At 70.1% G+C, this 26,795-nt stretch carries 22 protein-coding genes and 2 rRNA genes (1 of these 24 cut by a window edge); 6 read left to right on the top strand and 18 right to left on the bottom strand.

The window, feature by feature from the left end:
* Positions 1–119 precede the first annotated feature (119 nt).
* On the top strand, positions 120–1,532 hold the full coding sequence (locus tag ACNJ93_RS18105; RefSeq protein WP_418958442.1) for a DUF2637 domain-containing protein: 1,413 nt from the start codon (positions 120–122) through the stop codon (positions 1,530–1,532).
* A gap of 98 nt (positions 1,533–1,630) precedes the next feature.
* On the opposite strand, the gene lysS is transcribed toward ACNJ93_RS18105, so the two are convergent.
* On the bottom strand, positions 1,631–3,352 hold the full coding sequence (lysS, locus tag ACNJ93_RS18100; RefSeq protein WP_418958441.1) for a lysine--tRNA ligase: 1,722 nt from the start codon (positions 3,350–3,352) through the stop codon (positions 1,631–1,633).
* Between the two features lie 199 nt (positions 3,353–3,551).
* On the opposite strand from lysS, the gene argS reads away from it, so the two are divergent.
* Positions 3,552–5,327, top strand: a complete 1,776-nt coding sequence (gene argS / locus ACNJ93_RS18095; protein ID WP_418958440.1) for an arginine--tRNA ligase — start codon at positions 3,552–3,554, stop codon at positions 5,325–5,327.
* Positions 5,328–5,398: 71 nt separating this feature from the next.
* Here argS and ACNJ93_RS18090 read toward each other — a convergent pair whose 3' ends face one another.
* From ACNJ93_RS18090 to ACNJ93_RS18060, 7 genes are all read right to left on the bottom strand, one after another.
* Positions 5,399–5,671 carry a DUF1876 domain-containing protein gene (locus tag ACNJ93_RS18090; RefSeq protein ID WP_418958439.1) on the bottom strand — a complete coding sequence of 91 codons (273 nt, stop codon included), beginning with the start codon at positions 5,669–5,671 and terminating at the stop codon, positions 5,399–5,401.
* Positions 5,672–5,750: 79 nt separating this feature from the next.
* Entirely contained in the window at positions 5,751–6,749 is a 999-nt protein-coding gene (gene hemB / locus ACNJ93_RS18085) for a porphobilinogen synthase (RefSeq protein ID WP_418958438.1), read from the bottom strand.
* Between the two features lie 124 nt (positions 6,750–6,873).
* On the bottom strand, positions 6,874–8,544 hold the full coding sequence (locus tag ACNJ93_RS18080) for a uroporphyrinogen-III synthase (protein WP_418958437.1): 1,671 nt from the start codon (positions 8,542–8,544) through the stop codon (positions 6,874–6,876).
* Positions 8,541–9,527 (bottom strand): hydroxymethylbilane synthase, encoded by a 987-nt coding sequence (hemC, locus tag ACNJ93_RS18075; RefSeq protein ID WP_418958436.1) that lies wholly within the window; start codon positions 9,525–9,527, stop codon positions 8,541–8,543. Before hemC ends, ACNJ93_RS18080 begins: the two co-directional genes overlap by 4 nt.
* Positions 9,524–10,879 (bottom strand): glutamyl-tRNA reductase, encoded by a 1,356-nt coding sequence (locus ACNJ93_RS18070; protein ID WP_418958435.1) that lies wholly within the window; start codon positions 10,877–10,879, stop codon positions 9,524–9,526. Before ACNJ93_RS18070 ends, hemC begins: the two co-directional genes overlap by 4 nt.
* Positions 10,876–11,691, bottom strand: coding sequence for a redox-sensing transcriptional repressor Rex (locus tag ACNJ93_RS18065; protein WP_418958434.1), 816 nt, complete (start codon positions 11,689–11,691; stop codon positions 10,876–10,878). Before ACNJ93_RS18065 ends, ACNJ93_RS18070 begins: the two co-directional genes overlap by 4 nt.
* A gap of 287 nt (positions 11,692–11,978) precedes the next feature.
* Complete coding sequence (locus ACNJ93_RS18060) at positions 11,979–12,254, bottom strand: glutaredoxin family protein (protein WP_418958433.1); 276 nt, start codon at positions 12,252–12,254, stop codon at positions 11,979–11,981.
* A 62-nt stretch (positions 12,255–12,316) separates the two neighbouring features.
* Between ACNJ93_RS18060 and ACNJ93_RS18055 the strand changes: the two genes are divergently transcribed.
* The 3 genes from ACNJ93_RS18055 (at position 12,317) to ACNJ93_RS18045 (ending at position 16,018) form a co-directional block, all read left to right on the top strand.
* A complete protein-coding gene (locus tag ACNJ93_RS18055) occupies positions 12,317–13,258 on the top strand; it encodes an HAD family hydrolase (RefSeq protein ID WP_418958432.1) in 942 nt (313 codons plus the stop codon).
* 418 nt (positions 13,259–13,676) lie between these two features.
* Positions 13,677–14,477, top strand: coding sequence for an ECF subfamily RNA polymerase sigma factor, BldN family (locus ACNJ93_RS18050; protein WP_418958431.1), 801 nt, complete (start codon positions 13,677–13,679; stop codon positions 14,475–14,477).
* Positions 14,478–14,812: 335 nt separating this feature from the next.
* Positions 14,813–16,018 carry a DUF5667 domain-containing protein gene (locus tag ACNJ93_RS18045; RefSeq protein WP_418958430.1) on the top strand — a complete coding sequence of 402 codons (1,206 nt, stop codon included), beginning with the start codon at positions 14,813–14,815 and terminating at the stop codon, positions 16,016–16,018.
* A 115-nt stretch (positions 16,019–16,133) separates the two neighbouring features.
* Here the strand turns inward: ACNJ93_RS18045 and ACNJ93_RS18040 are convergent, their stop codons facing one another.
* From ACNJ93_RS18040 to ACNJ93_RS18005, 8 genes are all read right to left on the bottom strand, one after another.
* Positions 16,134–17,189: a lysophospholipid acyltransferase family protein gene (locus tag ACNJ93_RS18040; protein ID WP_418958429.1), complete on the bottom strand. Its 1,056-nt coding sequence runs from the start codon at positions 17,187–17,189 to the stop codon at positions 16,134–16,136.
* 2 nt (positions 17,190–17,191) lie between these two features.
* Positions 17,192–18,232: an NAD-dependent epimerase/dehydratase family protein gene (locus ACNJ93_RS18035; protein ID WP_418958428.1), complete on the bottom strand. Its 1,041-nt coding sequence runs from the start codon at positions 18,230–18,232 to the stop codon at positions 17,192–17,194.
* A 176-nt stretch (positions 18,233–18,408) separates the two neighbouring features.
* On the bottom strand, positions 18,409–18,507 hold the full coding sequence (locus ACNJ93_RS18030) for a 30S ribosomal protein bS22 (protein ID WP_003948845.1): 99 nt from the start codon (positions 18,505–18,507) through the stop codon (positions 18,409–18,411).
* 183 nt (positions 18,508–18,690) lie between these two features.
* A complete protein-coding gene (locus ACNJ93_RS18025; protein WP_393646267.1) occupies positions 18,691–18,900 on the bottom strand; it encodes a helix-turn-helix domain-containing protein in 210 nt (69 codons plus the stop codon).
* A gap of 128 nt (positions 18,901–19,028) precedes the next feature.
* Positions 19,029–19,844: a phosphatase gene (locus tag ACNJ93_RS18020; RefSeq protein WP_418958427.1), complete on the bottom strand. Its 816-nt coding sequence runs from the start codon at positions 19,842–19,844 to the stop codon at positions 19,029–19,031.
* A gap of 121 nt (positions 19,845–19,965) precedes the next feature.
* Complete coding sequence (locus ACNJ93_RS18015; RefSeq protein ID WP_418958426.1) at positions 19,966–21,141, bottom strand: acetoin utilization protein AcuC; 1,176 nt, start codon at positions 21,139–21,141, stop codon at positions 19,966–19,968.
* Positions 21,110–22,306 carry an MFS transporter gene (locus tag ACNJ93_RS18010; protein WP_418958425.1) on the bottom strand — a complete coding sequence of 399 codons (1,197 nt, stop codon included), beginning with the start codon at positions 22,304–22,306 and terminating at the stop codon, positions 21,110–21,112. The genes ACNJ93_RS18015 and ACNJ93_RS18010 overlap by 32 nt, the downstream gene beginning before the upstream one ends.
* Positions 22,307–22,349: 43 nt before the next feature.
* Positions 22,350–22,997: an HAD family hydrolase gene (locus ACNJ93_RS18005; protein WP_418958424.1), complete on the bottom strand. Its 648-nt coding sequence runs from the start codon at positions 22,995–22,997 to the stop codon at positions 22,350–22,352.
* Between the two features lie 67 nt (positions 22,998–23,064).
* On the opposite strand from ACNJ93_RS18005, the gene ACNJ93_RS18000 reads away from it, so the two are divergent.
* Entirely contained in the window at positions 23,065–23,661 is a 597-nt protein-coding gene (locus tag ACNJ93_RS18000; RefSeq protein ID WP_418958423.1) for a Uma2 family endonuclease, read from the top strand.
* Between the two features lie 98 nt (positions 23,662–23,759).
* Here ACNJ93_RS18000 and rrf read toward each other — a convergent pair.
* Positions 23,760–23,876: ribosomal RNA gene (gene rrf / locus ACNJ93_RS17995) — 5S ribosomal RNA — on the bottom strand.
* A gap of 75 nt (positions 23,877–23,951) precedes the next feature.
* A 23S ribosomal RNA gene (locus tag ACNJ93_RS17990) occupies positions 23,952–26,795 on the bottom strand; it runs 271 nt beyond the window's last position.

The following is a 26,795-nucleotide window of genomic DNA, read 5'->3' as shown; positions in this document are numbered from 1 at the left end:
TTTTCGCGTGGTTTGGCGTGTCTTCCGGCGGGGTCCGGCCCTCCCCAGCGGGCCGGGCTCCGTTCGCGTGTGCCAGGCTGTGCCCCGCGAGTTGACGTAGGACGGGAGGGGATCGCGGGATGGCCGCGATGCAGCTGACACGCACGCACCGGATACTCATCGGTGTCGTGATCGCCGGCGCGGTGATCATCGCCGGGATCGGTTTCGCGGGTTCTTACGCCGCCGTGCGCGAGCTCGCCGTGCAGAAGGGCTTCGGCACCTTCTCCTACTTCTTCCCGATCGGCATCGACGCGGGCATCTGTGTGCTGCTCGCCCTCGATCTGCTCCTGACCTGGATCCGCATCCCGTTCCCGCTGCTGCGGCAGACGGCGTGGCTGCTGACCGCGGCGACGATCGCGTTCAACGGCGCGGCCGCCTGGCCGGACCCGCTGGGCGTCGGCATGCACGCGGTGATCCCGGTGCTGTTCGTGGTGGCGGTCGAGGCGGCCCGGCACGCGATCGGCCGGATCGCCGACATCACGGCGGACAAGCACATGGAGGGCGTGCGGCTGACCCGCTGGCTGCTCTCCCCGATCCCGACCTTCCGGCTGTGGCGGCGGATGAAGCTGTGGGAGCTGCGCTCCTACGAACAGGTGATCAAGCTGGAGCAGGACCGGCTGATCTACCAGGCGCGGCTGCAGGCCCGGTACGGGCGGCTGTGGCGGCGCAAGGCGCCGGTGGAGGCGCTGATGCCGCTGCGGCTGGCGCATCTGGGCGTGCCGCTGTCGCAGACCGCGGCGGCGGGGCTGGCGGCGGCGGGCATCGAGCCGGTGCTGCTGCCTCCGCAGCCGAAGCCCGCGGAGCAGACCGCGGTGCCGCAGCCGGTGGCCGCGGTGCCGGCGGCGGCGCAGACGCCGGAGCTGGAGCGGGCCCCCGCCCAGGCACAGCCGCAGCCGGTACAGGCCCAGCCGCAGGAGCAGGCACAGCCGGCGCAGGCCCAGCCGCAGCCGGTACAGGCCCAGCCGGGGCAGGCCCAGCCGCAGCCGGTGCAGGCCCAGCCGCAGGCGCCCTTCCAGCCCCAGGCCCCCCAGCCGCAGCACCAGCCCCAGCAGCAGGCCCCCGTCGAGGCCCTCGACCAGGGCGTTCCGCAGCAGCCGGCGATCCCCGAGGACACCAGCCCCTGGTTCTCCGCCCAGCAGCTCCCGCCGGAGGCGTACCAGGGCGGGTACGACCCCACGTACGACGACGGCCTGGAGCCGACGCCGGTGGCGGTGCCGCAGGGCCCGGAGGAGGTCGTGATCCCCGCTCCGCGCGAGGAGGCCGCCCCGGTGTTCGAGGAGCCCGGCATGGAGGAGTTCGCGGAGGCCGCGTACAAGGCCGTGTGGGACTTCGTCGACGAGCAGCAGGCGTTCCCGACCGTGGAGCAGCTCGACATACGGCTGAGCGACATGTACGGGGTCCATCACCCGCGCAGCGCCTCGATGCTGCGTGAGCTGCTCCCGCGCATCCGGCACCGGATCGAGCAGGAGATGTCGGAGAACTACATCCCCTGATCCCGGCCGCCGCGGCCCCCGATCCGCACCGCACTCGCACGCATGCCGAAGGGCCGCCGCCCGGTCTCCCGGACGGCGGCCCTTCGGCGTACGCGGTGCTACGCGCCGAGCAGCTTGCGCACCCGGTCCGCGCCGACCGCGAGCAGCAGCGTCGGCAGACGCGGGCCGGTCTCGCGGCTCACGAGGAGCTTGTAGAGCAGGGCGAAGAAGGCGCGCTGGGCCAGCTTCAGCTCCGGCGTCGGCTTGGCCTCGGGGTCGAGACCGGCCATCACCTTCGGGACGCCGTAGACGAGCGTGGTGAGCCCGTCGAGCGACCAGTGGCTGTCCAGGCCCTCCAGGAGGAGCCGGAGGGACTCGCGGCCCTCGTCGTCGAGCGAGCCGAGCAGGTCCGCGTCGGGCTCGTCGCGGACGATGGTGCGCTGGTCGGCCGGAACCTGGGTGGTGATCCAGTTCTCGGCGCGGTCGAGCCGGGGCCGGACCTCGTCGAGGGAGGTGACCGGGTTCTCCGGGTCGAGCTCGCCGAGGATCCGCAGCGTCTGCTCGTCGTGTCCCGCGGTGATGTCGACGACCGAGGCGAGCGTGCGGTACGGCAGCGGGCGCGGGGTGCGCGGCAGCTCGCCGGCGGCGGTGCGGGCGGCCCGCGCGTACGCCGCCGCGTCCGCGGGGAGCACCGAGCCGTCGGCGACCTTGGCCTCCAGCTTGTCCCACTCGTCGTAGAGCCGCTGGATCTCCTGGTCGAAGGCGATCTTGAAGGACTGGTTGGGCTTGCGGCGGGCGTATAGCCAGCGCAGCAGCTGCGGCTCCATGATCTTCAGCGCGTCGGCGGGCGTGGGAACGCCGCCGCGCGACGAGGACATCTTGGCCATGCCGCTGATGCCGACGAACGCGTACATCGGGCCGATCGGCTGGACGCCGTCGAAGATGCCGACGATCTGGCCGCCGACCTGGAACGACGAGCCGGGGGAGGAGTGGTCCACGCCGGAGGGCTCGAAGATCACGCCCTCGTAGGCCCAGCGCATCGGCCAGTCGACCTTCCACACCAGCTTGCCGCGGTTGAACTCGTTGAGCTCGACCGTCTCGGCGAAGCCGCAGGAGGTGCAGGTGTAGGCGAGCGCGGTGGTCTCGTCGTCGTACGAGGTGACGGTGGTCAGGTCCTTCTCGCACCGGCCGCAGTACGGCTTGTACGGGAAGTAGCCCGCGCCGCCGCCGGAGCCGTCGTCCTCGGCGGCCGCGCCGGAGCCCTCGGCGGCCTCCAGCTCCGCCTCGTCGACCGGCTTCTGCGACTGCTTCTTCGGCGCCTTCTTCGTCCGGTACTGGTCGAGGATGGCGTCGATGTCGGCGCGGTGCCGCATGGCGTGCAGGATCTGCTCGCGGTACACGCCGGAGGTGTACTGCTCGGTCTGGCTGATGGGGTCGTACTCGACGCCCAGCTCGGCCAGCGCCTCGACCATGGCGGCCTTGAAGTGCTCCGCCCAGTTCGGGTGCGGGGAGCCGGCCGGGGCCGGGACCGAGGTCAGCGGCTTGCCGATGTGCTCCGCCCAGGACTCGTCGACGCCCGCGACGCCGCCCGGCACCTTGCGGTAGCGGTCGTAGTCGTCCCAGGAGATCAGGTGCCGGACCTCGTGCCCGCGGCGGCGGATCTCGTCGGCGACCAGGTGCGGGGTCATGACCTCGCGCAGGTTGCCCAGGTGGATCGGGCCGGACGGGGAGAGACCGGACGCGACGACGACCGGTTTGCCAGGCGCACGTCGCTCCGACTCGGCGATGACCTCGTCCGCGAAACGGGAGACCCAGTCGGTCTCGGTGCTGCTCTGAGCCACGGTCGGTTCGTCCTTCTTCCTCGATTGCGTCGGAGCCAGACGGCCCTGTACGAGTCATTCTCCCAGACGGCGGGAGCCGCTCGGAGGTTGTCCACAGGCCGGGCTTCCGTCCACAGGCGGAGAAAACACGTTGCCCGCCCGTGGGACACTTGCACAAGCGAAATAGCCCGTAAGACTCCCATCACAGGAACGGAAGCTCATGGCCTCGGTCCCTTCCCTCGCTTCGACCGTGCAGCAGCGCCTCGCGGAAGGCCTCTCGGCAGCCCTGCCGGAGGCCGGTTCCGCCGACCCGCTGCTGCGACGAAGCGACCGGGCGGACTTCCAGGCCAACGGCATCCTGGCGCTGGCCAAGCAGCTCAAGGGCAACCCGCGCGAGCTGGCCACGAAGGTCGTCGGGGCGATCCCGGAGAACGACGTGCTGAAGGAGATCGAGGTCTCCGGCCCCGGCTTCCTGAACATCACGGTCTCCGACGCGGCGATCGTGCGCACGCTGGCCGCGCGCGCCGCCGACGACCGGCTCGGCGTGCCGTTCAACGAGGCCGCCGGCACGACGGTGATCGACTACGCCCAGCCGAACGTGGCGAAGGAGATGCACGTCGGCCACCTGCGGTCCGCGGTGATCGGCGCGGCGATGGTCGAGATCCTGGAGTTCACCGGCGAGAAGGTGGTCCGGCGCCACCACATCGGCGACTGGGGCACCCAGTTCGGCATGCTCATCCAGTACCTGATCGAGCACCCGCACGAGCTGGACCACCGGTCCGAGGACGCGGACGCGGAGACCTCCGGCGCCGAGGCCATGTCCAACCTGAACCGGCTGTACAAGGCCTCGCGGGCGCTGTTCGACTCCGACGAGGAGTTCAAGACCCGGGCGCGGGCGCGGGTCGTGGACCTGCAGGCGGGCGACGAGGAGACCCTCGCCCTGTGGCAGCGGTTCGTGGACGAGTCGAAGATCTACTTCTACTCGGTCTTCGAGAAGCTCGACATGGACATCCAGGACCCCGACATCGTCGGCGAGTCCGGGTACAACGACATGCTGCAGGAGACCTGCCGGATCCTGGAGGAGTCGGGCGTCGCCGTCCGCTCCGAGGGCGCGCTGTGCGTGTTCTTCGACGACATCAAGGGCCCGGACGGCAACCCGGTCCCGCTGATCGTGCAGAAGTCGGACGGCGGCTTCGGCTACGCGGCCACGGACCTGTCGGCGATCCGGGACCGCGTGCAGAACCTGAAGGCGTCGACCCTGCTGTACGTCGTGGACGCGCGGCAGTCGCTGCACTTCAAGATGGTCTTCGAGACGGCCCGCCGGGCCGGCTGGCTGAACGACGAGGTCAAGGCGCACCAGCTGGCCTTCGGCACGGTCCTCGGCAAGGACGGCAAGCCGTTCAAGACCCGTGAGGGCGAGACCGTCCGGCTGCAGGACCTGCTGGACGAGGCGATCGACCGGGCCACGGCCGTGGTGCGCGAGAAGGCCGGGAAGGTGGGCCTGGCCGAGCAGGAGATCGTGGAGAACGGCCGGTACGTGGGCATCGGCGCGGTGAAGTACGCCGACCTGTCGACGTCGGCGGTGCGGGACTACAAGTTCGACCTGGACCAGATGGTCTCGCTGAACGGCGACACGTCCGTGTACCTGCAGTACGCGTACGCCCGGATCCAGTCGATCAAGCGGAACGTCCCGGACGCCGGCCCCGTTGCCCACCCGGAGCTGGAGCTGGCTCCGGCGGAACGCGCCCTCGGCCTGCACCTGGACCAGTTCGGCGAGACGCTCGCCGAGGTGGCGGCGGAGTACGCGCCGCACAAGCTCGCCGCGTACCTGTACCAGCTGGCCTCGCACCTGACGACGTTCTACGACCAGTGCTCGGTCAGGCACGCCGAGACGCAGGAGCAGAAGGAGAACCGCCTCTTCCTGGTGGATCTGACGGGACGGACCCTGCAGCGCGGCATGGCCCTGCTCGGCATCCGGACGCCCGAGCGGCTCTGACGCCCGGCGCATGTGCGAGGGCCCCGGCCCGGATCCTCGGATCCGGGCCGGGGCCCTCCGCGTTTTCCGGCTCAGCCCCGGATCGGGTGGGACGTCCGCCCGGACATCTCGTCGATCTCGGTGTGGGCCTTCTGGAGCAGCTGCGACGCGAGGTCCATCATCGCGCGGGCTCCGGCGATCTCCTCGCCCACCCGCAGCTGCTCGGGGTCGGAGGGGTGACGGTTCGCGGTGCCGTGGGCGCGGATCTCGGTACCGTCCCCGAGCCGCACCATCGCGGCGCACCGCGTCCGGTCGCCTTCCTCCTGGAACTCCATCTCGACATGCCATCCGACGAGTGTCTGCATGAGGACCACCTCCAGCGGTACCCCTCCAGAGTGCGCCGGACGGCCGTTCCCCACCAATCGATCGGAGGGCCCGCGGGGGTCAGTTCTCGCGGAGCTTCCGGGCGGCCTCGGTGGCCCAGTACGTGAGGATCATGTGGGCGCCGGCGCGGCGGATACCGGTCAGGGTCTCCATGATCGCCTTGTCGCGGTCGATCCAGCCCTTCTCGGCGGCGGCCTCGACCATCGCGTACTCGCCGCTGATCTGGTACGCGGCTACGGGCACGTCCACGGCGGCGGCGACCTTGGCGAGGACGTCGAGGTACGGGCCGGCCGGCTTGACCATGACCATGTCGGCGCCCTCCTCCAGGTCGAGCGCCAGTTCGCGCATCGACTCGCGCACGTTGGCCGGGTCCTGCTGGTAGGTCTTGCGGTCGCCCTGCAGCGAGGAGGCGACGGCCTCGCGGAAGGGGCCGTAGAAGGCGGAGGAGTACTTCGCGGTGTAGGCGAGGATCGCCACGTCCTCCTTGCCGATGGTGTCGAGGGCGTCGCGGACCACGCCGACCTGACCGTCCATCATGCCGCTGGGGCCCACGACGTGGACGCCGGCGTCCGCCTGGACCTGGGCCATCTCGGCGTAACGTTCCAGCGTGGCGTCGTTGTCGACCCGGCCGGAGGCGTCGAGGACGCCGCAGTGGCCGTGGTCGGTGTACTCGTCGAGACACAGGTCCGACATGATGACCAGGTCGTCGCCGACCTCGGCCTTCACGTCGCGGATGGCGACCTGGAGGATCCCGTCGGGGTCGGTGCCCGCGGTGCCGGCGGCGTCCTTCTTGTCGTCCTCGGGCACGCCGAAGAGCATGATCCCGGAGACCCCGGCCTCGACCGCCTCGACGGCGGCCTTGCGCAGCGTGTCGCGGGAGTGCTGCACGACGCCGGGCATGGCCGCGATGGGCGTGGGCTCGGAGATCCCCTCCCGCACGAACGCGGGCAGGATCAGGTCGGCGGGATGCAGCCGCGTCTCGGCGACCATCCGGCGCAGGGCGGGCGTCGTCCGCAGCCGCCGCGGGCGCGCCCCGGGGAAGGATCCGTACGAGTTCATAGCCAGAGGCTACGCCCGCGTCGGGGGTGCCTTTGCCGACACGATGCCGGGCAAACCCGCCGCCGGACGCGCGTGGGGGCGCGGAACCGGTACGGTCCCGCGCCCCCACGTCCTGCGTGTGCGCCTACGTCGTCCGGCGCCTACGGGCGCCGGGGCGGCGCTCCGACGGACGCGTCACCGGGTCGCCCGCCTCCAGGGCGGCCTCGCGGCGGCGCGCGCCGAAGTCGGCGAGCGCCTCGGCCAGCTTGTGGACGGACGGCTCAGGGGAGAGCACGTCGACCCGCAGACCGTGCTCCTCGGCGGTCTTCGCCGTGGCCGGGCCGATGCAGGCGATGACGGTCACGTTGTGCGGCTTGCCGGCGATGCCGACGAGGTTCCGCACCGTCGACGACGAGGTGAACAGCACCGCGTCGAAGCCGCCGCCCTTGATCGCCTCGCGGGTCTCCGCCGGCGGCGGCGACGCGCGCACGGTCCGGTAGGCCGTGACGTCGTCGACCTCCCAGCCCAGCTCGATCAGCCCGGCGACCAGCGTCTCGGTCGCGATGTCGGCCCGCGGCAGGAAGACGCGGTCGATCGGGTCGAAGACCGGGTCGTACGGAGGCCAGTCCTCCAGGAGGCCCGCCGCCGACTGCTCGCCGCTGGGCACCAGGTCCGGCTTCACGCCGAAGTCGATCAGCGCCTTCGCGGTCTGCTCGCCGACCGCCGCGACCTTGATCCCGGCGAAGGCGCGGGCGTCGAGCCCGTACTCCTCGAACTTCTCGCGCACGGCCTTGACCGCGTTCACCGAGGTGAAGGCGATCCACTCGTAGCGGCCGGTCACCAGGCCCTTGACCGCGCGCTCCATCTGCTGCGGCGTCCGGGGCGGCTCCACGGCGATGGTCGGCACCTCGTGCGGCACCGCGCCGTACGAGCGCAGCTGGTCGGAGAGCGAGGCGGCCTGCTCCTTCGTGCGCGGCACGAGGACCTTCCAGCCGAACAGCGGCTTGGACTCGAACCACGCGAGCTGGTCCCGCTGCGCCGGCGCGCATCGCTCGCCGACCACGGCTATGACGGGCTGGTGCCCGTCCGGGGACGGCAGCACCTTGCCCTGCTTGAACACCTGGGCGATGGTGCCGAGCGTCGCGGTCCAGGTCCGCTGGCGCGTGGTGGTGCCCGCGACGGTCACGGTGAGCGGGGTGTCCGGCTTACGGCCCGCCGCCACCAGCTCGCCCGCCGCGGCGGCGACCGCGTCGAGGGAGGTGGAGACCACGACCGTCCCGTCGGAGGAGCCCACCTCCGCCCAGCAGCGGTCGTCCGCGGTGCGCGCGTCGACGAAGCGCACGTCCGTGCCCTGCGCGTCGCGCAGCGGGACGCCCGCGTACGCCGGCACGCCGACCGCGGTCGCGATGCCGGGGACGACCTCGAAGGGGATGCCCGCCGAGGCGCAGGCGAGCATCTCCGCGCCGGCGTTCCCGTCGAGGCCGGGGTCGCCGGTCACCGCACGGACCACCCGCTTGCCGCCCCGTGCGGCCTCCATGACAAGATTGGCTGCATCCCTCAACACGGGGACATCGGCGGTTGTTGACGCCCTGTCAACGACCGTCAGCTCAGGCGTGCTCACGCCCGCGCGCGCATGGCCGCGGACGACCTCGAGCACGTCCGGCTCGGCGATCAGGACGTCCGCTCCCGCCAGGGCCTCGACGGCCCTGAGGGTCAGCAGTCCCGGATCACCGGGGCCGGCGCCGAGGAAGGTGACGTGTCCCTGTCCGAACGGAAGGGGCGACGTGTGGCTGGCAGTGGGGCTGGTGGGGCTCAAAGTGCTCGCTCCCCCATCAGACCGGCCGCACCCTTGGCGAGCATCTCGTGCGCGAGTTCACGCCCGAGGGCCGTCGCCGCGTCGATCGACGTGGGTACGGGACCGGTGGTGGACAGCTGCACCAGCGTGGAACCGTCGGTGGTGCCGACGACGCCCCGCAGGCGCATTTCGGTGAACATCTGCCCGCGGCCGGAATCCTCGGCCAGCAGGTCGGCCAGCGCACCCACGGGTGCGGAACAGCCGGCCTCCAGGGCGGCGAGCAGGGCGCGCTCGGCGGTCACGGCGGCCCGGGTGTGCGGGTCGTCGAGCGCGCCGAGCGCGGCGACGAGCTCCGCGGCGGACGCCGCGCACTCGATCGCCAGGGCCCCCTGGCCGGGGGCGGGCAGGACCGTGTCGAGCGACAGGAGGTCGAGCGACAGGGAGCCGGTGAGCTCCTCGGTCCCGCCGATGCGGTTGAGGCCGGCCGCAGCGAGAACCACCGCGTCCAGCTCGCCCTTGTGCACGTATCCGACGCGGGTGTCGATGTTCCCGCGGATCGGCACGGTCTCGACGCGCAGCCCGTGGGACCGCGCGAAGGCGTTGAGCTGCGCCATCCGGCGCGGCGAGCCGGTGCCCACGCGCGCGCCGTCGGGCAGCGTCGCCAGCGTCAGGCCGTCGCGGGCGATCAGCACGTCGCGCGGGTCCTCGCGCTTCGGGATCGCGGCCAGCGCCAGCTCGGGGTGCTGGGTGGTCGGCAGGTCCTTGAGCGAGTGGACCGCGAAGTCGACCTCGCCCGCGAGCAGCGCGTCGCGCAGCGCGGCGACGAACACGCCGGTGCCGCCGATCTGCGCCAGGTGCTCGCGGGACACGTCCCCGTACGTCGTGATCTCCACGAGCTCGACGGGTCGGCCGGTCAGCTGCCGGACCGCGTCGGCCACATGCCCGGACTGGGCCATGGCGAGCTTGCTGCGCCTGGTCCCGAGCCTCAGTGCCCTCTCGGTCATACTCGCCCTCGGTTCTTGACGTCGGCGTCATTCAGGTCGGCCCGGGAGACGGAGGCGACCGTCTCCGGGTCGAGGTCGAAGAGGGTCCGCAGCGCGTCCGCGTACCCGGCGCCGCCGGGCTCGGCGGCGAGCTGCTTGACCCGCACGGTCGGCGCGTGCAGGAGCTTGTCCACCACGCGGCGGACGGTCTGGGTGATCTCGGCGCGGGTCTTGTCGTCGAGGCCGGGCAGCCGGCCCTCGAGCCGGGCGACCTCGCCGGCGACCACGTCGGCGGCCATGGCGCGCAGGGCGACCACGGTCGGCGTGATGTGGGCGGCGCGCTGCGCGGCGCCGAAGGCGGCGACCTCGTCGGAGACGATCGCGCGCACCTGGTCGACGTCGCTCGCCATGGGCGCGTCGGCCGAGGCCTCGGCGAGCGACTCGATGTCGACGAGCCGGACGCCGTCCATGCGGTGCACGGCCGCGTCGATGTCGCGCGGCATCGCGAGGTCGAGCAGCGCCAGCGGCGCCGTACGGCCCCGAAGCGCGGTCTCGACGGCCTCGCCGGTCAGGACGAGCCCGGTGGCGCCGGTGCAGGAGACGACGACGTCGGCACGTGTCAGTTCGTCGCCGACGGCAACCATCTCCACGGCGCGCGCCGCGACGCCCGTGCCGCCGGGCTCGCTGAGGATTTCCGCCAGCCGCTCGGCGCGGGCCATGGTCCGGTTGGCGATCACGATCTCGGCGACCCCGGCGCGCGCCAGCGTGGCGGCGGCCAGCGAGGACATCGAGCCGGCGCCGATCACCAGGGCGCGCTTGCCCGCGGCCCAGGCGTCCACCGGGGCGCCGTCGGCGAGCTGCTCCAGGCCGAAGGTGACGAGCGACTGCCCGGCCCGGTCGATCCCGGTCTCGCTGTGCGCCCGCTTGCCGACCCGCAGCGCCTGCTGGAACAGGTCGTTGAGGAGCCGGCCGGCGGTGTGCTGGTCCTGGCCGAGCGCGAGGGCGTCCTTGATCTGGCCGAGGATCTGGCCCTCGCCGACGACCATGGAGTCCAGGCCGCAGGCCACCGAGAACAGGTGGTGGACGGCCCGGTCCTCGTAGTGCACGTACAGATACGGAGTGAGCTCCTCCAGGCCGACGCCGCTGTGCTGGGCGAGCAGCGTGGACAGCTCGGCGACGCCCGCGTGGAACTTGTCCACGTCGGCGTAGAGCTCGATGCGGTTGCAGGTGGCCAGGACGGCGCCCTCGACGGCCGGTTCGGCGGCGAGGGTGTCGTGCAGCAGCTTGACCTGGGTGTCAGCGGACAGCGCGGCCCGTTCCAGGACGCTGACCGGGGCGCTGCGGTGGCTCAGCCCGACGACGAGGAGACTCATGCCGGCATCACGGCGGGGACGTCCCCGTCAGGTCCCTTGCGGCCGCCCTTGCCGCCGGCCGCGTCGCCGGAGGCGGACGCGGCGTCGGTCTCGGGCGCCTGGTACGGCGCGGGGGCCGGGGGCAGGACGGCGGACTCGGCGCCCGCCTCCTCGCCGGCCTTGCGCTGCTCGTGGAAGGCGAGGATCTGCAGCTCGATCGAGAGGTCGACCTTGCGCACGTCCACGCCGTCCGGCACGGACAGCACCGTCGGGGCGAAGTTCAGGATGGAGGTGACGCCGGCGGCCACGAGCCGGTCGCAGACCTGCTGGGCCACGCCGGCCGGGGTCGCGATGACGCCGATGGAGACGCCGTCCTCCTCGATGATCCGCTCGAGGTCGTCGCTGTGCTGGACGGGGATCCCGGCCACCGGCTTGCCGGTCATGGCGGGGTCGGCGTCGATCAGCGCGGCCACGCGGAAGCCACGGGAGGCGAAGCCTCCGTAGCCGGCGAGCGCGGCGCCGAGGTTACCGATACCGACGATCACCACGGGCCAGTCCTGGGTCAGGCCGAGCTCGCGGGAGATCTGGTAGACGAGGTACTCGACGTCGTAGCCGACACCGCGGGTGCCGTACGAGCCGAGGTAGCTGAAGTCCTTGCGGAGCTTCGCGGAGTTGACGCCCGCCGCGGCCGCGAGCTCCTCGGACGAGACCGTGGGCACGGAGCGCTCCGACAGTGCGGTGAGCGCGCGCAGATACAGCGGAAGCCGGGCGACGGTGGCCTCGGGGATTCCTCGGCTGCGGGTCGCCGGTCGGTGAGTTCGGCCAGTTGCCACGGTGCTCCTGCGGGATGAGCGGGGCTGCAGGCGGCCATACGTCCCAAGACCGCCCCGTCGACAGCAGGCTATGTCTTTGTGAACGCGTGCACAAAGATGGTGTCCGTTTTGTCCGGCCAAAGTGACCGGGGTCACGCGACGGGTTCGCGCCAGAAGGGAACCACGGATCGCGTCAACGCGTGAGAGACCCGAAGGGGGCAAAACCGCACACTCTCCTCACGGCCACGCCCCCGAAAGCCAACAAAACGTCCACGATGGTAACCCGCGCCGGTCGGCCACCTCACCGCTCAGCTGGTCAGTTCACGTCGGAGCCGCCCGGCGTCCACCCGCCAGAACGTGTGCTGTTCACCGTCGACCAGTACGACGGGGATCTGCTCCCAGTAGGCGCGGTGCAGCTCCGCGTCCTGCGTGATGTCCTTCTCCTCCCACAGCGCCCCCGTCTCCGCGCACACGGCCTCGATCACCGCACGGGCGTCGTCGCACAGGTGGCACCCCGGCTTGCCGATCAGCGTGACGGTGCGCGGGCCGGCCTTCTTCTTCGTACGTCCGAACATGCCGTCCATTGTTCACATGCCGGGAACACCAGGAGTCGGGAGCGACCGAACACACTGGCTATGCTCACCCCATGGCCGCACTGGGATGGCTCACCCCTCGTAAGCGCTCCGCCACCGCGCGCAGCGTCCTGGCCGGCGAGGCCGCGGCCGAGGCGGCGCGCAAGACCTCGCAGGAACTGCAGGAGCTGGAAGAGGCGGAGAAGAGGCCGGAGGAACCGGACTTCCCCGTCGTCGGCGACGCGCAGGCGGCCGCGTTCTTCGACCTGGACAACACCGTCATGCAGGGCGCGGCGATCTTCCACTTCGGCCGCGGTCTGTACAAGCGGAAGTTCTTCGACAGCCGCGACCTGGCCCGCTTCGCCTGGGCGCAGGCCTGGTTCCGGCTCGCCGGGGTCGAGGACCCCGAGCACATGCAGGAGGCCCGCGACAGCGCCCTGTCCATCGTCAAGGGCCACCGCGTCTCCGAGCTGATGTCGATCGGCGAGGAGATCTACGACGAGTACATGGCCGACCGCATCTGGCCCGGCACCCGCGCGCTGGCCCAGGCGCACCTGGACGCGGGCCAGAAGGTCTGGCTGGTGACCGCCGCCCCGGTCGAGACGGCCACGATCATCGCCCGCCGGCTCGGGCTGACCGGCGCCCTCGGCACGGTCGCCGAGTCCGTCGACGGCGTCTACACCGGCAGGCTCGTCGGCGAGCTGCTGCACGGCCCGGCGAAGGCCGAGGCGGTCCGCGCCCTGGCGGCCGCCGAGGGCCTGGAGCTCGCGCGCTGCGCCGCGTACAGCGACTCGCACAACGACATCCCGATGCTCTCCCTCGTCGGGCACCCGTACGCGGTCAACCCGGACGCCAAGCTGCGCCGGTACGCCAAGGCCCGCGACTGGCGGCTGCGCGACTACCGGACGGGCCGCAAGGCGGCCAAGGTCGGCATCCCCGCGGCCGCGGGCGTGGGCGCCGTGATCGGCGGCGCAGCCGCGGCGACCGCGCTGCACCGTCGCGCGACGCGTCGCTGACCACCGGCGCACCGTCGTACGCCACGTCGCTGAACACCGACGATCACCTCTGACAACCTCGGACTCGGCCCTGTCACCCGTCCGTGGTCGAACATCGCCGCGCCTGGCCCTATCCGGCCAATCTGCGTTTCCTACCCCGCACTGGCTCCGGCCAGTCGCATTGTCTGCGGTCGGCCACAACGGCACATGCGGAACGACAGATCACGAAGCAATTCGATCAACTACCGGTCATCAAGTGCCCCTTGATCCGACCATAGGCGGTAACAGTTGCGACCCAACCGGTGATTTCAGCAACTGGGTGTAGCGCCGCCTGTACGAAGCGTTATTCTCCTCAGACGCATACCGGAACCCACACGTCGCCACGACGGGTGAACGGTCCCGCACTGCACGTGATGGAAGCTCTGCCTCTGGGAGTCCCGTGTACCCACACGTCGGGGTTGACGCCTCGGGCCTGGCTACGCTGCGCGCAACGGTCCTCGACCACTTGCGCGGCTTCGTCCCCACCGCGTACGCCGGCCTCGCACCCGCCTTCGGCGGACCCGCCTTCGCCGGACCGGCCCCGGCCGGTCCCTGCTACGCCCTGGCGGAGAGCGGCGCCGCCGTGGGCAGACGCGGCAACCGGGGGGGCGCCGGCACGTCGACCGCCGCCCGCAGGCCCACCGCCGACAGCGACAGCGCCCGCATGATGGACCTCGTCGAACGCGCCCAGGCCGGCGAGGCCGAGGCCTTCGGCCGGCTCTACGACCAGTACTCCGACACCGTCTACCGCTACATCTACTACCGGGTCGGCGGCAAGGCCACGGCGGAGGACCTCACCAGCGAGACCTTCCTGCGCGCCCTGCGCCGCATCTCCACCTTCACCTGGCAGGGCCGCGACTTCGGCGCCTGGCTGGTCACGATCGCCCGCAACCTGGTCGCGGACCACTTCAAGTCGAGCCGGTTCCGCCTCGAAGTGACCACCGGCGAAATGCTCGACGCCAACGAGGTCGAGCGCAGCCCGGAGGACTCCGTCCTGGAGTCCCTCTCCAACGCGGCCCTCCTCGACGCCGTCCGCCGGCTCAACCCCCAGCAGCAGGAGTGCGTCACCCTGCGCTTCCTGCAGGGCCTGTCGGTCGCCGAGACCGCCCGGGTCATGGGCAAGAACGAGGGCGCGATCAAGACCCTCCAGTACCGCGCCGTGCGCACGCTCGCCCGGCTCCTCCCCGACGACGCCCGCTGAGCCCCGGCCCCCTCCGGCCCTCGGGCTCCTCCGGCGAGTCCGACTCCCCCACTCCGTCCCCCCATGCCCACCCCCACACGCCTCCCCCATGCCCGCCTCCACCCCCCGCACGCCCCTGCCCCTCAACTCACCGTCGGTGACGCCTCGATGACGCACTGGTCCGATCATCTTTCGCGCGTAACCCAAGTGCCGCGCCGCTCGTTGTGCGGGATGCAGGCTCCCTGTGGTCACGCCTTGTCCAGTCCGACTCACTCTTTCGTGTGGATCGGCTCAAGGTGTGCAACCTTCCGGAATCCCCGGGGAGTCGACCGTCATGACGAGAGGAGGTGCCGCCAGTGATCGCGAACGTTTCGGCGCACCGGCGGGCGAACGCCTTCGCCCAGGCCCTGGAGGATCGGACACTCCAGGGCACGGCGGCCGAGCAGCCCGAAGAGTCGGCCGAACCGGCCGAACAGGGAAGGCTGCTGGCCCTGGCGCACGGTCTGGGCGAGCTGCCGAAGCCCGCATTGGATGCCGAGACCAAAGTGGTGCAACGAGCCCAGCTCGTCGCCGCCATGGAGGCCATGTTCGCGGAGGGAACCGCGGCCGCGGGCCCTACCGTGCCGGAGCAGCGGGCCCCCAGCGGCCGGGGAGCGCACCGCGCCTCCCCGCTCCGGAAATTGCGCCCCCGCTCCCGCTGGTCCAAGGGCATCGCGGCAGGCGGCCTCACGGTCGGTGTCGCCGCGGGCGCCTTCAGCGGAGTGGCCGCTGCGAGTTCCGACGCCCTGCCCGGTGACGCGCTCTACGGCCTGAAGCGGGGCATGGAGGACCTCAAGCTCGGGATGGCGGACGACGACGCCGACCGCGGCGGCATCTACCTCGACCAGGCCTCCACCCGGCTCAGCGAGGCCCGCCGGCTCATGGAGCGCGGCCGCGCCGGCGACCTCGACCACGAGGCCCTCGGCGAGATCCGACGCGCCCTCAACGGCATGCAGCACGACGCCGCCGAGGGCCACCGCCTGCTCCGCGCCGCGTACGACCGGGACGGCGAGATCGCCCCGATGGCACGGCTCAACGCCTTCGCCCAGTCCCACCGCTCCACCTGGCAGGGCCTGCGCAACCGCCTCCCCGCCCAGCTGACCGACGTCGGCAACCAGGTGAACGACGTCTTCGACGCCATAGACGAAGACGTCAAGCCGCTCCGGTCCGTCCTCCCCCGCACCATGGACAAGGGCCCCGGCGGCACCACCGTCCCCGGCGACGGCGCGGACACCCCGAGCAGCGGCGCCGACCGGCACACCCCGTCGGGACAGACCAGCCCCGGCGCCCCCGGCGACGCCACCCGGCCGCAGCCCTCCGGCAGCGGCAGCGGCGCCCAGGACCCGGAGGACGACGGCCTGCTCGGCGGCAACACCGGCGGACTGCTCGACCCGCCGCAGACGGGCACCAGCCCCGCCCCGTCCGGCGGCCAGTCCACCGCCCCCCAGCCCGACGTCACCCTCCCGCCGCTTCTGCCGGGCCTCCTCCCGGGCCTCGGCATCGACAGCGAGCGGACGGACTGAGACGCCGGCACGGCAACACGCGAAGAGGGCGCCCCCGCTGTGGGGGCGCCCTCTTCCGCGTACCTCAGAGGAACACGTACCTCAGAGGAACACGTACCTCAGTAGTCCGCGTACCTCAGAAGAACACCGACCGCCGCTGCACCAGCAGCTTGTACAGCGTGTGCTGGATCTGCTCCCGCACCTGATCCGTCAGGTTGAACATCAGCATCGGGTCCTCCGCCGCCTCCGGCGGATAGCCGTCCGTCTCGATCGGCTCACCGAACTGGATCGTCCACTTCGTCGGCAGCGGCACCATCCCCAACGGCCCCAGCCACGGGAACGTCGGCGTCAGCGGGAAGTACGGGAAACCCAGGATCCGCGCCAGCGTCTTCGCGTTGCCGATCATCGGGTAGATCTCCTCCGCCCCGACGATCGAGCACGGCACGATCGGCACCCCCGCCCGCAGCGCCGTCGACACGAACCCGCCCCGCCCGAACCGCTGCAGCTTGTACCGCTCCCCGAACGGCTTCCCGATCCCCTTGAAGCCCTCCGGCATCACGCCCACGATCTCGCCCCGGCCCAGCAGCCGCTCCGCGTCCTCCGCGCACGCCAGCGTGTGCCCCGCCTTCCGGGCCAGCTCGTTCACCACCGGCAGCACGAACACCAGGTCCGCCGCCAGCAGCCGCAGATGACGACCCGCCGGATGGTTGTCGTGCACGGCGACCTGCATCATCAGCCCGTCCAGCGGCAGCGTCCCCGAATGGTTCGCCACCACCAGCGCCCCGCCCTTCGACGGGATGTTCTCGATGCCCTTCACCTCGACCCGGAAGTACTTCTCGTACAGCGGCCGCAGCAACGACATCAGGACCTGGTCGGTGAGCTCCTCGTCGTACCCGAACTCGTCGACCTCGTACTCGCCCGTCACCCGGCGGCGCAGGAACGCCAGCCCGCCCGCGAGCCGCCGCTCCCAGCCGCTCCGCGGCGGCTCAGGGGCCACGCCGGCCTCCCGGGCCTCCCCCGGCCCCTCCGCCTCGCCGGCGACGCCCAGCGGCGCCCTCGCCTGCGCCGGCAGCGGGCTGACGGTCTCCCGGCCCGCCCCGGACCCGCCGGCACCGGACGCGCCGGCCCCACCGGGCCTGCGCCGCGCGCGGGAACGGTCGTCGTCGAACGGAATGACCTTGGCGTCCGCCATCGTTACGTGCGCTCCCTCGTCGTCACCCGGGCCGCGACCCGGTCCACCGCCCCCGCCAGCGTCTCCGGCGGCAGCAGCCCCGGTCCCCGGCTCCGCGCGAAGTCCGCGAAGGTCTCGGCCGTGGTGAACCGGGGCGTGAACCCGAGCGTCTCGCGCAACTGCACCGTCGACACCACCCGACCGTGCGTCAGCAGCCGGATCTGCTCCGGCGAGAAGTCCGTCACCCCGACCGTCCGCAGCGCCTGGCCCACCCACGTCACCGCCGGCAGCAGCACCGGCACCGTCGGCCGGCCCAGCCGCCGCGCGCACTGCGACAGCAGCAGCACCCCGTCACCCGCCACGTTGAACGTGCCGCTGTTCAGCGTCGCCCGCCGCGGCTCGCGCGAGGCGATCCGCAGCACGTCGATGACGTCGTCCTCGTGCACGAACTGCAGCCGCGGGTCGTAGCCGAACACCGTCGGCAGGACGGGCAGCGACAGGTACTCGGCGAGGGGCGAGTCCGCGCACGGCCCGAGGATGTTCGCGAACCGCAGCACACAGACCGCCACGTCCGGGCGGCGCCGGGCGAACCCGCGCACATAGCCCTCGACCTCGACGGCGTCCTTCGCGAAACCGCCGCTCGGCAGCGACTTGGGCGGCGTCGTCTCCGTGAACACCGCCGGGTCGCGGGGCGCGGAGCCGTACACGCTCGTACTGGACTTCACCACCAGCCGCTTGATCCGCGGCGACTTCTGGCACGCCCCGAGCAGCTGCATGGTGCCGATGACGTTGGTCTCCTTGATCGCCGCCCGGCCGCCGGCGCCCAGCGCCGTCCCGGTGACGTCCATGTGGACGACCGTGTCCACGTCGTGCTCGGCGAGCACCTTCGCGATCGTCGGCTGGCGGATGTCCGCCCGGACGAAGTCCGCACCGCCCAGACCGTGCTCCGGCGCCACCGCGTCGACCGCGACGACCCGCTCCACGTCCGGGTCGCGCTGGATACGGCGGACGAACCGTCCGCCGAGCTGCCGGGCCACACCGGTGACGAGCACGACCTTGCCCAAGATCAGCGCCTTCCCTTCGGGTCCACCCCTGGTCCCCTGGCCGCCACCGTAGCGCTTGGCTGTTGCGCTGTGATGACCGCAGGGGGCAACCGGGCGAAAAACGGCGTGGCCCCTCCACCAGAACGGTGAAGGGGCCACGCCAGACGCGCATGAAGCCCGTCGCGCAACAGCGTCGCTTACTTCTTGTTACGACGCTGCACGCGGGTGCGCTTGAGCAGCTTGCGGTGCTTCTTCTTCGCCATCCGCTTGCGCCGCTTCTTGATAACAGAGCCCACGACTACCCTCGCTCACTACTCGGAACATCCCCGCGCCAGCGGGGATCGGTGCGGGGCGTCTGGGCCCACACGACCTACGTCGGCCTAGCCTACCGGGCCGAGCGCCGAGCTTGTAATCCGAGGGGTACGAGAACCTCCGGCGACCCCCCGGAAATCTCCCGGGGATCTTCCGGAGAACTCCCGCTACGCGGTCTCGACCCCCACGAAGGACTCCCGGAGGTACTCATGAACCGCTTGCTCCGGCACCCGGAACGACCTGCCCACCCGGATCGCCGGCAGATGACCGCTGTGCACCAAGCGGTACACGGTCATCTTCGACACACGCATCACCGCGGCGACTTCCGCCACCGTCAGAAACTTGACCTCGTTGAGAGGCCTCTCGCCTGCAGCCATGACCCACCTGTACCTTCCGCACACGACGCCCACCGGCTTCCCCTCCGGTGACCCTGCGTCGCTGTGCGCTCACTCCCCAGATTAGGGGCGGGTGATGCAAGTGGGGAAGAGGAGTTGCCATCGGCCGCCTACTGTGACAGACATGCTCGATTGAGTACATAGCGCGTCAGCGGGCGGTAGTAAGCGGACCGTACGGCGTCATCCAGCGGCACCACCACGGACACCCGGCCCTCCGCCTCCCCCACGAACAGCGCCGGATCGTCCGTGTCCGCCAGCCCGATCGCCTCAATGCCCAGCTGACCAGCCCCGCAGACCCAGCCGTGGTCCCCGACCACCAGCTCGGGCAGCGGCAGGCCGGCGTCCGCCACGCCCTCCAGCGCCGCCCTGACCGGCAGCGGCGAATGCGTGTGCGCCCCCGCTTCGCGCCCCGCGCCGAACGCGCCGGGCTCGCGCACGAACGCGACGCCCCGTACGTAGTCGAGGTTGTACGTGCGTAGACCGAACCGGGTCGTTATGTCGACACATCTCCCCTGCGAAGGTGTGAGAACAAGACAGCCCGCCGCCGACATCGCGTCCGCAAGCCCGGCGTAGAACCCCAGCAGACGATGCGGATGCCCCGTCCCGAACAGCACCGGAGCCCGCCGCACCGCCGCCGCCCGCAACCGCCCCGCGAACGCCTCGAGTCCCCGCAGCGTCCGCTCCGGATCGATGACGTCGGGCCCCGTACGGTGCCGGGGATCGTCCGACACCCCGCACTTGGCCACCATCAGCCGCAGTAGCTCCGTCTCGTCCCAGCCCCGCTCCGGATGCAGCCCCAGTGTCACCCGCGGATCGCGCGCCGCGAAGAGCCGGTAACTGCGCAGACTGTCCTCACGCGAGGTCGACACCCGGCCCGCCAGCCCCGCCGCCAACAGATGCGCACGCAACGCCCCGGTACTCAGCATCACTCGATGCTGCCGCACACCCCGCCGCCGAGCGCCAAAACCCGCCGCGGACACCACAGTTGGCGTAACGACGCGGATCACCGTCCGAATATCGCCGCCGCCCCCGGACGCCGGACCGCCCTCAGGCCAGCAGCCCCCGCAGCGGGAACACCGCCCGCCGCGTCGCCAGCACCGCCTGGTCCAGCCGGTCCGCCGGGTCGTACCCCTCCGACCAGTCCCGCCACTCCACCGGCCACCGGCCGTCCGTCATCCGCCCCGGCCCCAACTGCCGCGTCCGCGCGTACACCAGGTCCTTCCACTCCTGCGGGATCACCGACTCCGGCTCCACCGGAGCGTGCGCCGCGATCCCCACCAGATGCGTCCACGACCGCGGCACCACGTCCACCACCGCGTACCCGCCGCCGCCCAGCGCCACCCAGCGCCCGTCCGCGTACGCGTGCGCCAGGTCGTGACACGCCTCCTGCACCGCCCGCTGCGCGTCCAGCGACACCGCCAGATGCGCCAACGGATCCTCGAAGTGCGTGTCCGCCCCGTGCTGCGTCACCAGCACCTGCGGCCGGAACTCGGCGAGCACCTCCGGCACCACCGCGTGGAACGCCCGCAGCCAGCCCTCGTCACCCGTCCCCGGCGGCAGCGCCACGTTCACCGCACCGCCCTCGCCGGCGCCCGGCGCACCGGTCTCCTCCGGCCAGCCCGTCTGCGGGAACAGATGCCGCGGATGCTCGTGCAGCGAGATCGTCAGGACCCGCGGGTCCTCCCAGAACGCCGCCTGCACCCCGTCCCCGTGATGCACGTCCACATCCACGTACGCCACCCGCTCCGCACCCAGCTCCAGCAGCCGCGCGATCGCCAGCGACGCGTCGTTGTAGATGCAGAAGCCCGACGCCGAACCCGGCATCGCGTGGTGCAGCCCGCCCGCGAAGTTCACCGCGTGCCCGGCCTCGCCCCGCCACACCGCCTCCGCCGCCCCCACCGACTGCCCGGCGATCAGCGCCGACACCTCGTGCATCCCCGCGAACGCCGGATCGTCGACCGTCCCGAGCCCGTACCCCGCGTCCGCCTTCCGCGGATCCGCGGACGCCGCCCGCACCGCCGCCACGTAGTCCTCGCGGTGCACCAGCCGCAGCGTCGACTCCCCGGCCGGCTTCGCCGCCACCACGTCGACCCGGCGATCGAGCCCGTACGCCCGCACCAGCCCCATGGTCAGCGCGAGCCGGACCGGATCCATCGGATGCTCCGGACCGAAGTCGTACCCCGTGACCGCTTCATCCCACATCAACAGTGCGCGGCTGCTCATGACCGCCACCGTATCGGCCCGGCCGGACACCGAACGACGTGGCGTACACCACCGTCACCAGGACCAACACCATCGGCACCAGCATCGCCCCCCGATAGCTCCACGCATCCCCCAACGCCCCCACCAACGGCGAACCGATCAGGAAACCCACGTAGTTGAACACGTTGAGCCGCGCCACCGCCGCGTCGGACGCCCCCGGGAACAGTCGCCCCGCCGCGGCGAACGTCTGCGGCACGATGACGCTCAGCCCCAGGCCCAACACGGTGAACCCCGCCATCCCCACCCACGGCCCCGGCGCCGCCGCCACGACCGCGAACCCCAGCCCCGCCAGCACCGCCCCCGCCCGCACCACGCCGGCCGCCCCGAACCGCCGCACCCCGAGATCGCCGACGGCCCGCCCGAGCAGCGTCGTCACCATGTACGCGTTGTACGGCACCGTCGCCAGCTCCTCCGAGCCGTGCAGCACGTCCTGGAGGTACTTCGCCGACCAGTTGGAGACCGTCGAGTCCCCGATGTACGCGAACGTCATCACCAGGCACAGCGGCATCAGCAACGAGAACGCCACCCCACGGCCCTCCGCCTCGGCCGCGCCCGCGGCGTCCGGCACCCCGTCCACGTACCAGCGGCTCCCCGTGAGCGCCACCGGCAGCAGCACCGCCACCACCGGCAGGTACGACACCGGCAGCGGCAGCTGCCAGTGCGCCCCCGCCCACGCCAGCGACGCGCCCGCGATGCCGCCGAGGCTGTACGCGGCGTGGAAGCCGAGCATGATGCTCCGCCCGTACGCCCGCTGGAGGCTCACCCCCAGCATGTTCATCGACGCGTCCAGCGCGCCCACGGCGAGCCCGAACACCCCCAGCGCCACGGCCACCTGCCACAGCCGCGAACCGGCCCCCACGCCCAGGAGCGCGAGCAGCACGACCGGCTGCGCCCAGCGCAGCACGACCGACGGCCGGACCCGCGCCACGACCTTCCCCGTGGCCACGCTGCCGGCCCCGGCGAGGACCGGCACCGCAGCGAGGAACACCGGCAGCAGCGCGTCGGAGATGCCGTACCGGTCCTGGATCGCCGGTATCCGGGTCACCAGCAGGGCGAAGGCCACGCCCTGCACGAAGAAGCTCGTCGCCAGGGAACCCCGCCCCCGGCGCAAGCGCGCATCCGTCATGGCGGCACAGCGTAGGCCCGGCCCCTACCGAGGGGTAGATGGATCACAGCCCGAGAAGAGGAAGCAGCTCGTCCATGCTCCCGAAGTACCCGGTGGCCCCGGCGAGCTTCTCGCGCGGCGTCATGGCGGTGTACCCGTACACGTCCATCCCGGCCGCCAGCGCCGCCCGGACGCCCAGCCGGCTGTCCTCGACGACGACGCACCGCTCGGGCGCGACGCCCATCCGCGCGGCGGCGTGCAGGAAGAGATCCGGCGCGGGCTTCCCCCGCCCGACGTCCTGCGCGCTGAAGACGTTCCCGTCCCCGAACCAGGCGTCGAGCCCGGTCTTCCGGTGCCCGACGCGGATCCGCTCATGACTCCCGGACGAGGCGAGGCAGTACGGGACGCCCTGGGCGGCAAGCTGCTTCACCACGTCCACGACCCCCGGCACGGGCTCCAGCTCCCGCTCGAACGCGGCGAAGGTCCGGGCGTACAGCGTCGCGTCGAAGTCCTCCGGCAACCGCCGGCCGGTGCGCTCCAGCACCAGGTCGTGCACCCGGTGCAGGGCCGCGCCCATGTAGTCGCGGATCGAGTCCTCGTACGTGGTGGGGTGCCCGAGCTCGGTGAGGTAGCCGGCCAGGATGGTGTTCGCGAGCGGCTCGCTGTCGACGAGCACCCCGTCGTTGTCGAAGACGACCAGTTCGTAGCGCATGGAGCCAACGTAAAGCCTCTCCGTCACCCGCTGGATAGGCTGGTGAGGCACCTACCAGGAGGACACGATGGCGGACCTCACCCCCGAGCAGATGCGCCGGCTGCACGACTTCGCGGAGCAGCTCGCGGAGCTGGCCGAGCATCAGGAAGACCAGTGGAAGGTGCAGACCACCGACGGCCAGATCTTCCTCACGATGATGAGCCCCACGGCGCCCCACGGCCTCAACGTGGTGCGGCTGCGCCGGCAGATCGAGGCCCAGACCCCCGAGGTCATGGCTCTCAGTGACACCAACATGGGAGACCCGGAGACGGGGCTGACGAAGGTCCCCGACCTGATGGTCATCGCGGAAGAGGACGCCGACGACACGGCGAGGCACGTCAACTCGCGCGATGTCCTTCTCGTGGTGGAAGTGGTCTCCCGCACCAATTCCCCGACCGACATCCGCGACAGGCTGTCCGACTACCCGCGCATGGGAGTTCCCCTGTACGTGGTCGTGGACCCCCGCAAGGACAAGAAGACCGTCACGGTGCACAGTGACCCGTCGCAGGGCCCGGACGGCCTCCGCTACCGCAAGGAAGTCCCGTACGCCTTCGGGGACACCGTCACGGCCGGCCGCTGGACGCTGGACACGACCGGCCTGAAGAGCTATCCGGCCGACTGGTGAAGACTCTGGAGTGCTGATCCGGAGCCCTGGCTCGCCAACCGGCCGTGGAACGCAGAAAAGCCCCGCACCATGAGGTGCGGGGCTTTCCCACAATGATTGTTCGGCGGCGTCCTACTCTCCCACAGGGTCCCCCCTGCAGTACCATCGGCGCTGAAAGGCTTAGCTTCCGGGTTCGGAATGTAACCGGGCGTTTCCCTAACGCTATGACCACCGAAACACTATGAAGTTGAACTCAAGCCGGCGATGGCGAGTTCGTTACTTCAGAACTAACACAGTGGACGCGAGCAACTGAGGACAAGCCCTCGGCCTATTAGTACCGGTCAGCTCCACCCATTACTGGGCTTCCACATCCGGCCTATCAACCCAGTCGTCTACTGGGAGCCTTACCCTCTCAAGGAGGTGGGAATACTCATCTCGAAGCAGGCTTCCCGCTTAGATGCTTTCAGCGGTTATCCCTCCCGAACGTAGCCAACCAGCCATGCCCTTGGCAGGACAACTGGCACACCAGAGGTTCGTCCGTCCCGGTCCTCTCGTACTAGGGACAGCCCTTCTCAATATTCCTACGCGCACAGCGGATAGGGACCGAACTGTCTCACGACGTTCTAAACCCAGCTCGCGTACCGCTTTAATGGGCGAACAGCCCAACCCTTGGGACCGACTCCAGCCCCAGGATGCGACGAGCCGACATCGAGGTGCCAAACCATCCCGTCGATATGGACTCTTGGGGAAGATCAGCCTGTTATCCCCGGGGTACCTTTTATCCGTTGAGCGACGGCGCTTCCACAAGCCACCGCCGGATCACTAGTCCCGACTTTCGTCCCTGCTCGACCCGTCGGTCTCACAGTCAAGCTCCCTTGTGCACTTACACTCAACACCTGATTGCCAACCAGGCTGAGGGAACCTTTGGGCGCCTCCGTTACCCTTTGGGAGGCAACCGCCCCAGTTAAACTACCCATCAGACACTGTCCCTGATCCGGATCACGGACCCAGGTTAGACATCCAGCACGACCAGAGTGGTATTTCAACGGCGACTCCACAACCACTGGCGTGGCTGCTTCAAAGTCTCCCACCTATCCTACACAAGCCGAACCGAACACCAATATCAAACTGTAGTAAAGGTCCCGGGGTCTTTCCGTCCTGCTGCGCGAAACGAGCATCTTTACTCGTAGTGCAATTTCACCGGGCCTATGGTTGAGACAGTCGAGAAGTCGTTACGCCATTCGTGCAGGTCGGAACTTACCCGACAAGGAATTTCGCTACCTTAGGATGGTTATAGTTACCACCGCCGTTTACTGGCGCTTAAGTTCTCAGCTTCGCCGACCCGAAAGTCAGCTAACCGGTCCCCTTAACGTTCCAGCACCGGGCAGGCGTCAGTCCGTATACATCGCCTTACGGCTTCGCACGGACCTGTGTTTTTAGTAAACAGTCGCTTCTCGCTGGTCTCTGCGGCCACCCCCAGCTCACGGAGTAAATCCGATCACCAGGTGTGGCCCCCCTTCTCCCGAAGTTACGGGGGCATTTTGCCGAGTTCCTTAACCATAGTTCACCCGAACGCCTCGGTATTCTCTACCTGACCACCTGAGTCGGTTTAGGGTACGGGCCGCCATGAAACTCGCTAGAGGCTTTTCTCGACAGCATAGGATCATCCACTTCACCACAATCGGCTCGGCATCAGGTCTCAGGCTATGTGCTGTCCGGATTTGCCTGGACAACGCCCTACACCCTTACCCCGGGACAACCACCGCCCGGGCTGGACTACCTTCCTGCGTCACCCCATCGCTTACCTACTACAGATCTGGTTCGTCGGCTCCACCACTCCCCTTTGCCCGAAGGCTCCGGGGCGGCTTCACGGACTTAGCATCGTCTGATTCGATATTGGGCGTTTCAAAGCGGGTACCGGAATATCAACCGGTTGTCCATCGACTACGCCTGTCGGCCTCGCCTTAGGTCCCGACTTACCCTGGGCAGATCAGCTTGACCCAGGAACCCTTAGTCAATCGGCGCACACGTTTCTCACGTGTGTATCGCTACTCATGCCTGCATTCTCACTCGTGAACCGTCCACAACTCGCTTCCGCGGCTGCTTCACCCGGCACACGACGCTCCCCTACCCATCACAGCAGGCGTTGGCCCTGTTGCTGCAATGACACGACTTCGGCGGTACGCTTGAGCCCCGCTACATTGTCGGCGCGGAATCACTTGACCAGTGAGCTATTACGCACTCTTTCAAGGGTGGCTGCTTCTAAGCCAACCTCCTGGTTGTCTCTGCGACTCCACATCCTTTCCCACTTAGCGTACGCTTAGGGGCCTTAGTCGATGCTCTGGGCTGTTTCCCTCTCGACCATGGAGCTTATCCCCCACAGTCTCACTGCCGCGCTCTCACTTACCGGCATTCGGAGTTTGGCTAAGGTCAGTAACCCGGTAGGGCCCATCGCCTATCCAGTGCTCTACCTCCGGCAAGAAACACACGACGCTGCACCTAAATGCATTTCGGGGAGAACCAGCTATCACGGAGTTTGATTGGCCTTTCACCCCTAACCACAGGTCATCCCCCAGGTTTTCAACCCTGGTGGGTTCGGTCCTCCACGAAGTCTTACCTCCGCTTCAACCTGCCCATGGCTAGATCACTCCGCTTCGGGTCTTGAGCGCGCTACTGAATCGCCCTGTTCGGACTCGCTTTCGCTACGGCTTCCCCACACGGGTTAACCTCGCAACGCACCGCAAACTCGCAGGCTCATTCTTCAAAAGGCACGCAGTCACGAGGATCCGAAGATCCCGACGCTCCCACGGCTTGTAGGCACACGGTTTCAGGTACTATTTCACTCCGCTCCCGCGGTACTTTTCACCATTCCCTCACGGTACTATCCGCTATCGGTCACCAGGGAATATTTAGGCTTAGCGGGTGGTCCCGCCAGATTCACACGGGATTTCTCGGGCCCCGTGCTACTTGGGAAATGAGCAAGCAAGCCGCTGATGTTTCGTCTACGGGGGTCTTACCCTCTACGCCGGACCTTTCGCATGTCCTTCGACTACATCAACGGTTTCTGACTCGCCCAGCCGCCGGCAGACGACTGAAGCTCACTCCCACAACCCCGTATGCGCAACCCCTGCCGGGTATCACACGCATACGGTTTG

The organism is Streptomyces tritici (genome assembly GCF_048500665.1).
GTDB classification, from domain to species: Bacteria; Actinomycetota; Actinomycetes; order Streptomycetales; family Streptomycetaceae; genus Streptomyces; species Streptomyces tritici.
This window is presented reverse-complemented; position numbering and strand designations above follow the sequence as displayed.

Coding starts and splice junctions, on each gene's coding strand:
- ACNJ93_RS18010 (WP_418958425.1), bottom strand. CDS start 22,306: ATGACGGATGCGCGCTTGCGCCGGGGGCGGGGTTCCCTGGCGACGAGC.
- ACNJ93_RS18105 (WP_418958442.1), top strand. CDS start 120: ATGGCCGCGATGCAGCTGACACGCACGCACCGGATACTCATCGGTGTC.
- hemB (WP_418958438.1), bottom strand. CDS start 6,749: ATGAACTCGTACGGATCCTTCCCCGGGGCGCGCCCGCGGCGGCTGCGG.
- ACNJ93_RS18040 (WP_418958429.1), bottom strand. CDS start 17,189: ATGGCGGACGCCAAGGTCATTCCGTTCGACGACGACCGTTCCCGCGCG.
- hemC (WP_418958436.1), bottom strand. CDS start 9,527: ATGACCGAGAGGGCACTGAGGCTCGGGACCAGGCGCAGCAAGCTCGCC.
- ACNJ93_RS18055 (WP_418958432.1), top strand. CDS start 12,317: ATGGCCGCACTGGGATGGCTCACCCCTCGTAAGCGCTCCGCCACCGCG.
- argS (WP_418958440.1), top strand. CDS start 3,552: ATGGCCTCGGTCCCTTCCCTCGCTTCGACCGTGCAGCAGCGCCTCGCG.
- ACNJ93_RS18060 (WP_418958433.1), bottom strand. CDS start 12,254: ATGGACGGCATGTTCGGACGTACGAAGAAGAAGGCCGGCCCGCGCACC.
- ACNJ93_RS18000 (WP_418958423.1), top strand. CDS start 23,065: ATGGCGGACCTCACCCCCGAGCAGATGCGCCGGCTGCACGACTTCGCG.
- ACNJ93_RS18070 (WP_418958435.1), bottom strand. CDS start 10,879: ATGAGTCTCCTCGTCGTCGGGCTGAGCCACCGCAGCGCCCCGGTCAGC.
- ACNJ93_RS18025 (WP_393646267.1), bottom strand. CDS start 18,900: ATGGCTGCAGGCGAGAGGCCTCTCAACGAGGTCAAGTTTCTGACGGTG.
- ACNJ93_RS18090 (WP_418958439.1), bottom strand. CDS start 5,671: ATGCAGACACTCGTCGGATGGCATGTCGAGATGGAGTTCCAGGAGGAA.
- ACNJ93_RS18020 (WP_418958427.1), bottom strand. CDS start 19,844: ATGCTGAGTACCGGGGCGTTGCGTGCGCATCTGTTGGCGGCGGGGCTG.
- ACNJ93_RS18015 (WP_418958426.1), bottom strand. CDS start 21,141: ATGAGCAGCCGCGCACTGTTGATGTGGGATGAAGCGGTCACGGGGTAC.
- ACNJ93_RS18005 (WP_418958424.1), bottom strand. CDS start 22,997: ATGCGCTACGAACTGGTCGTCTTCGACAACGACGGGGTGCTCGTCGAC.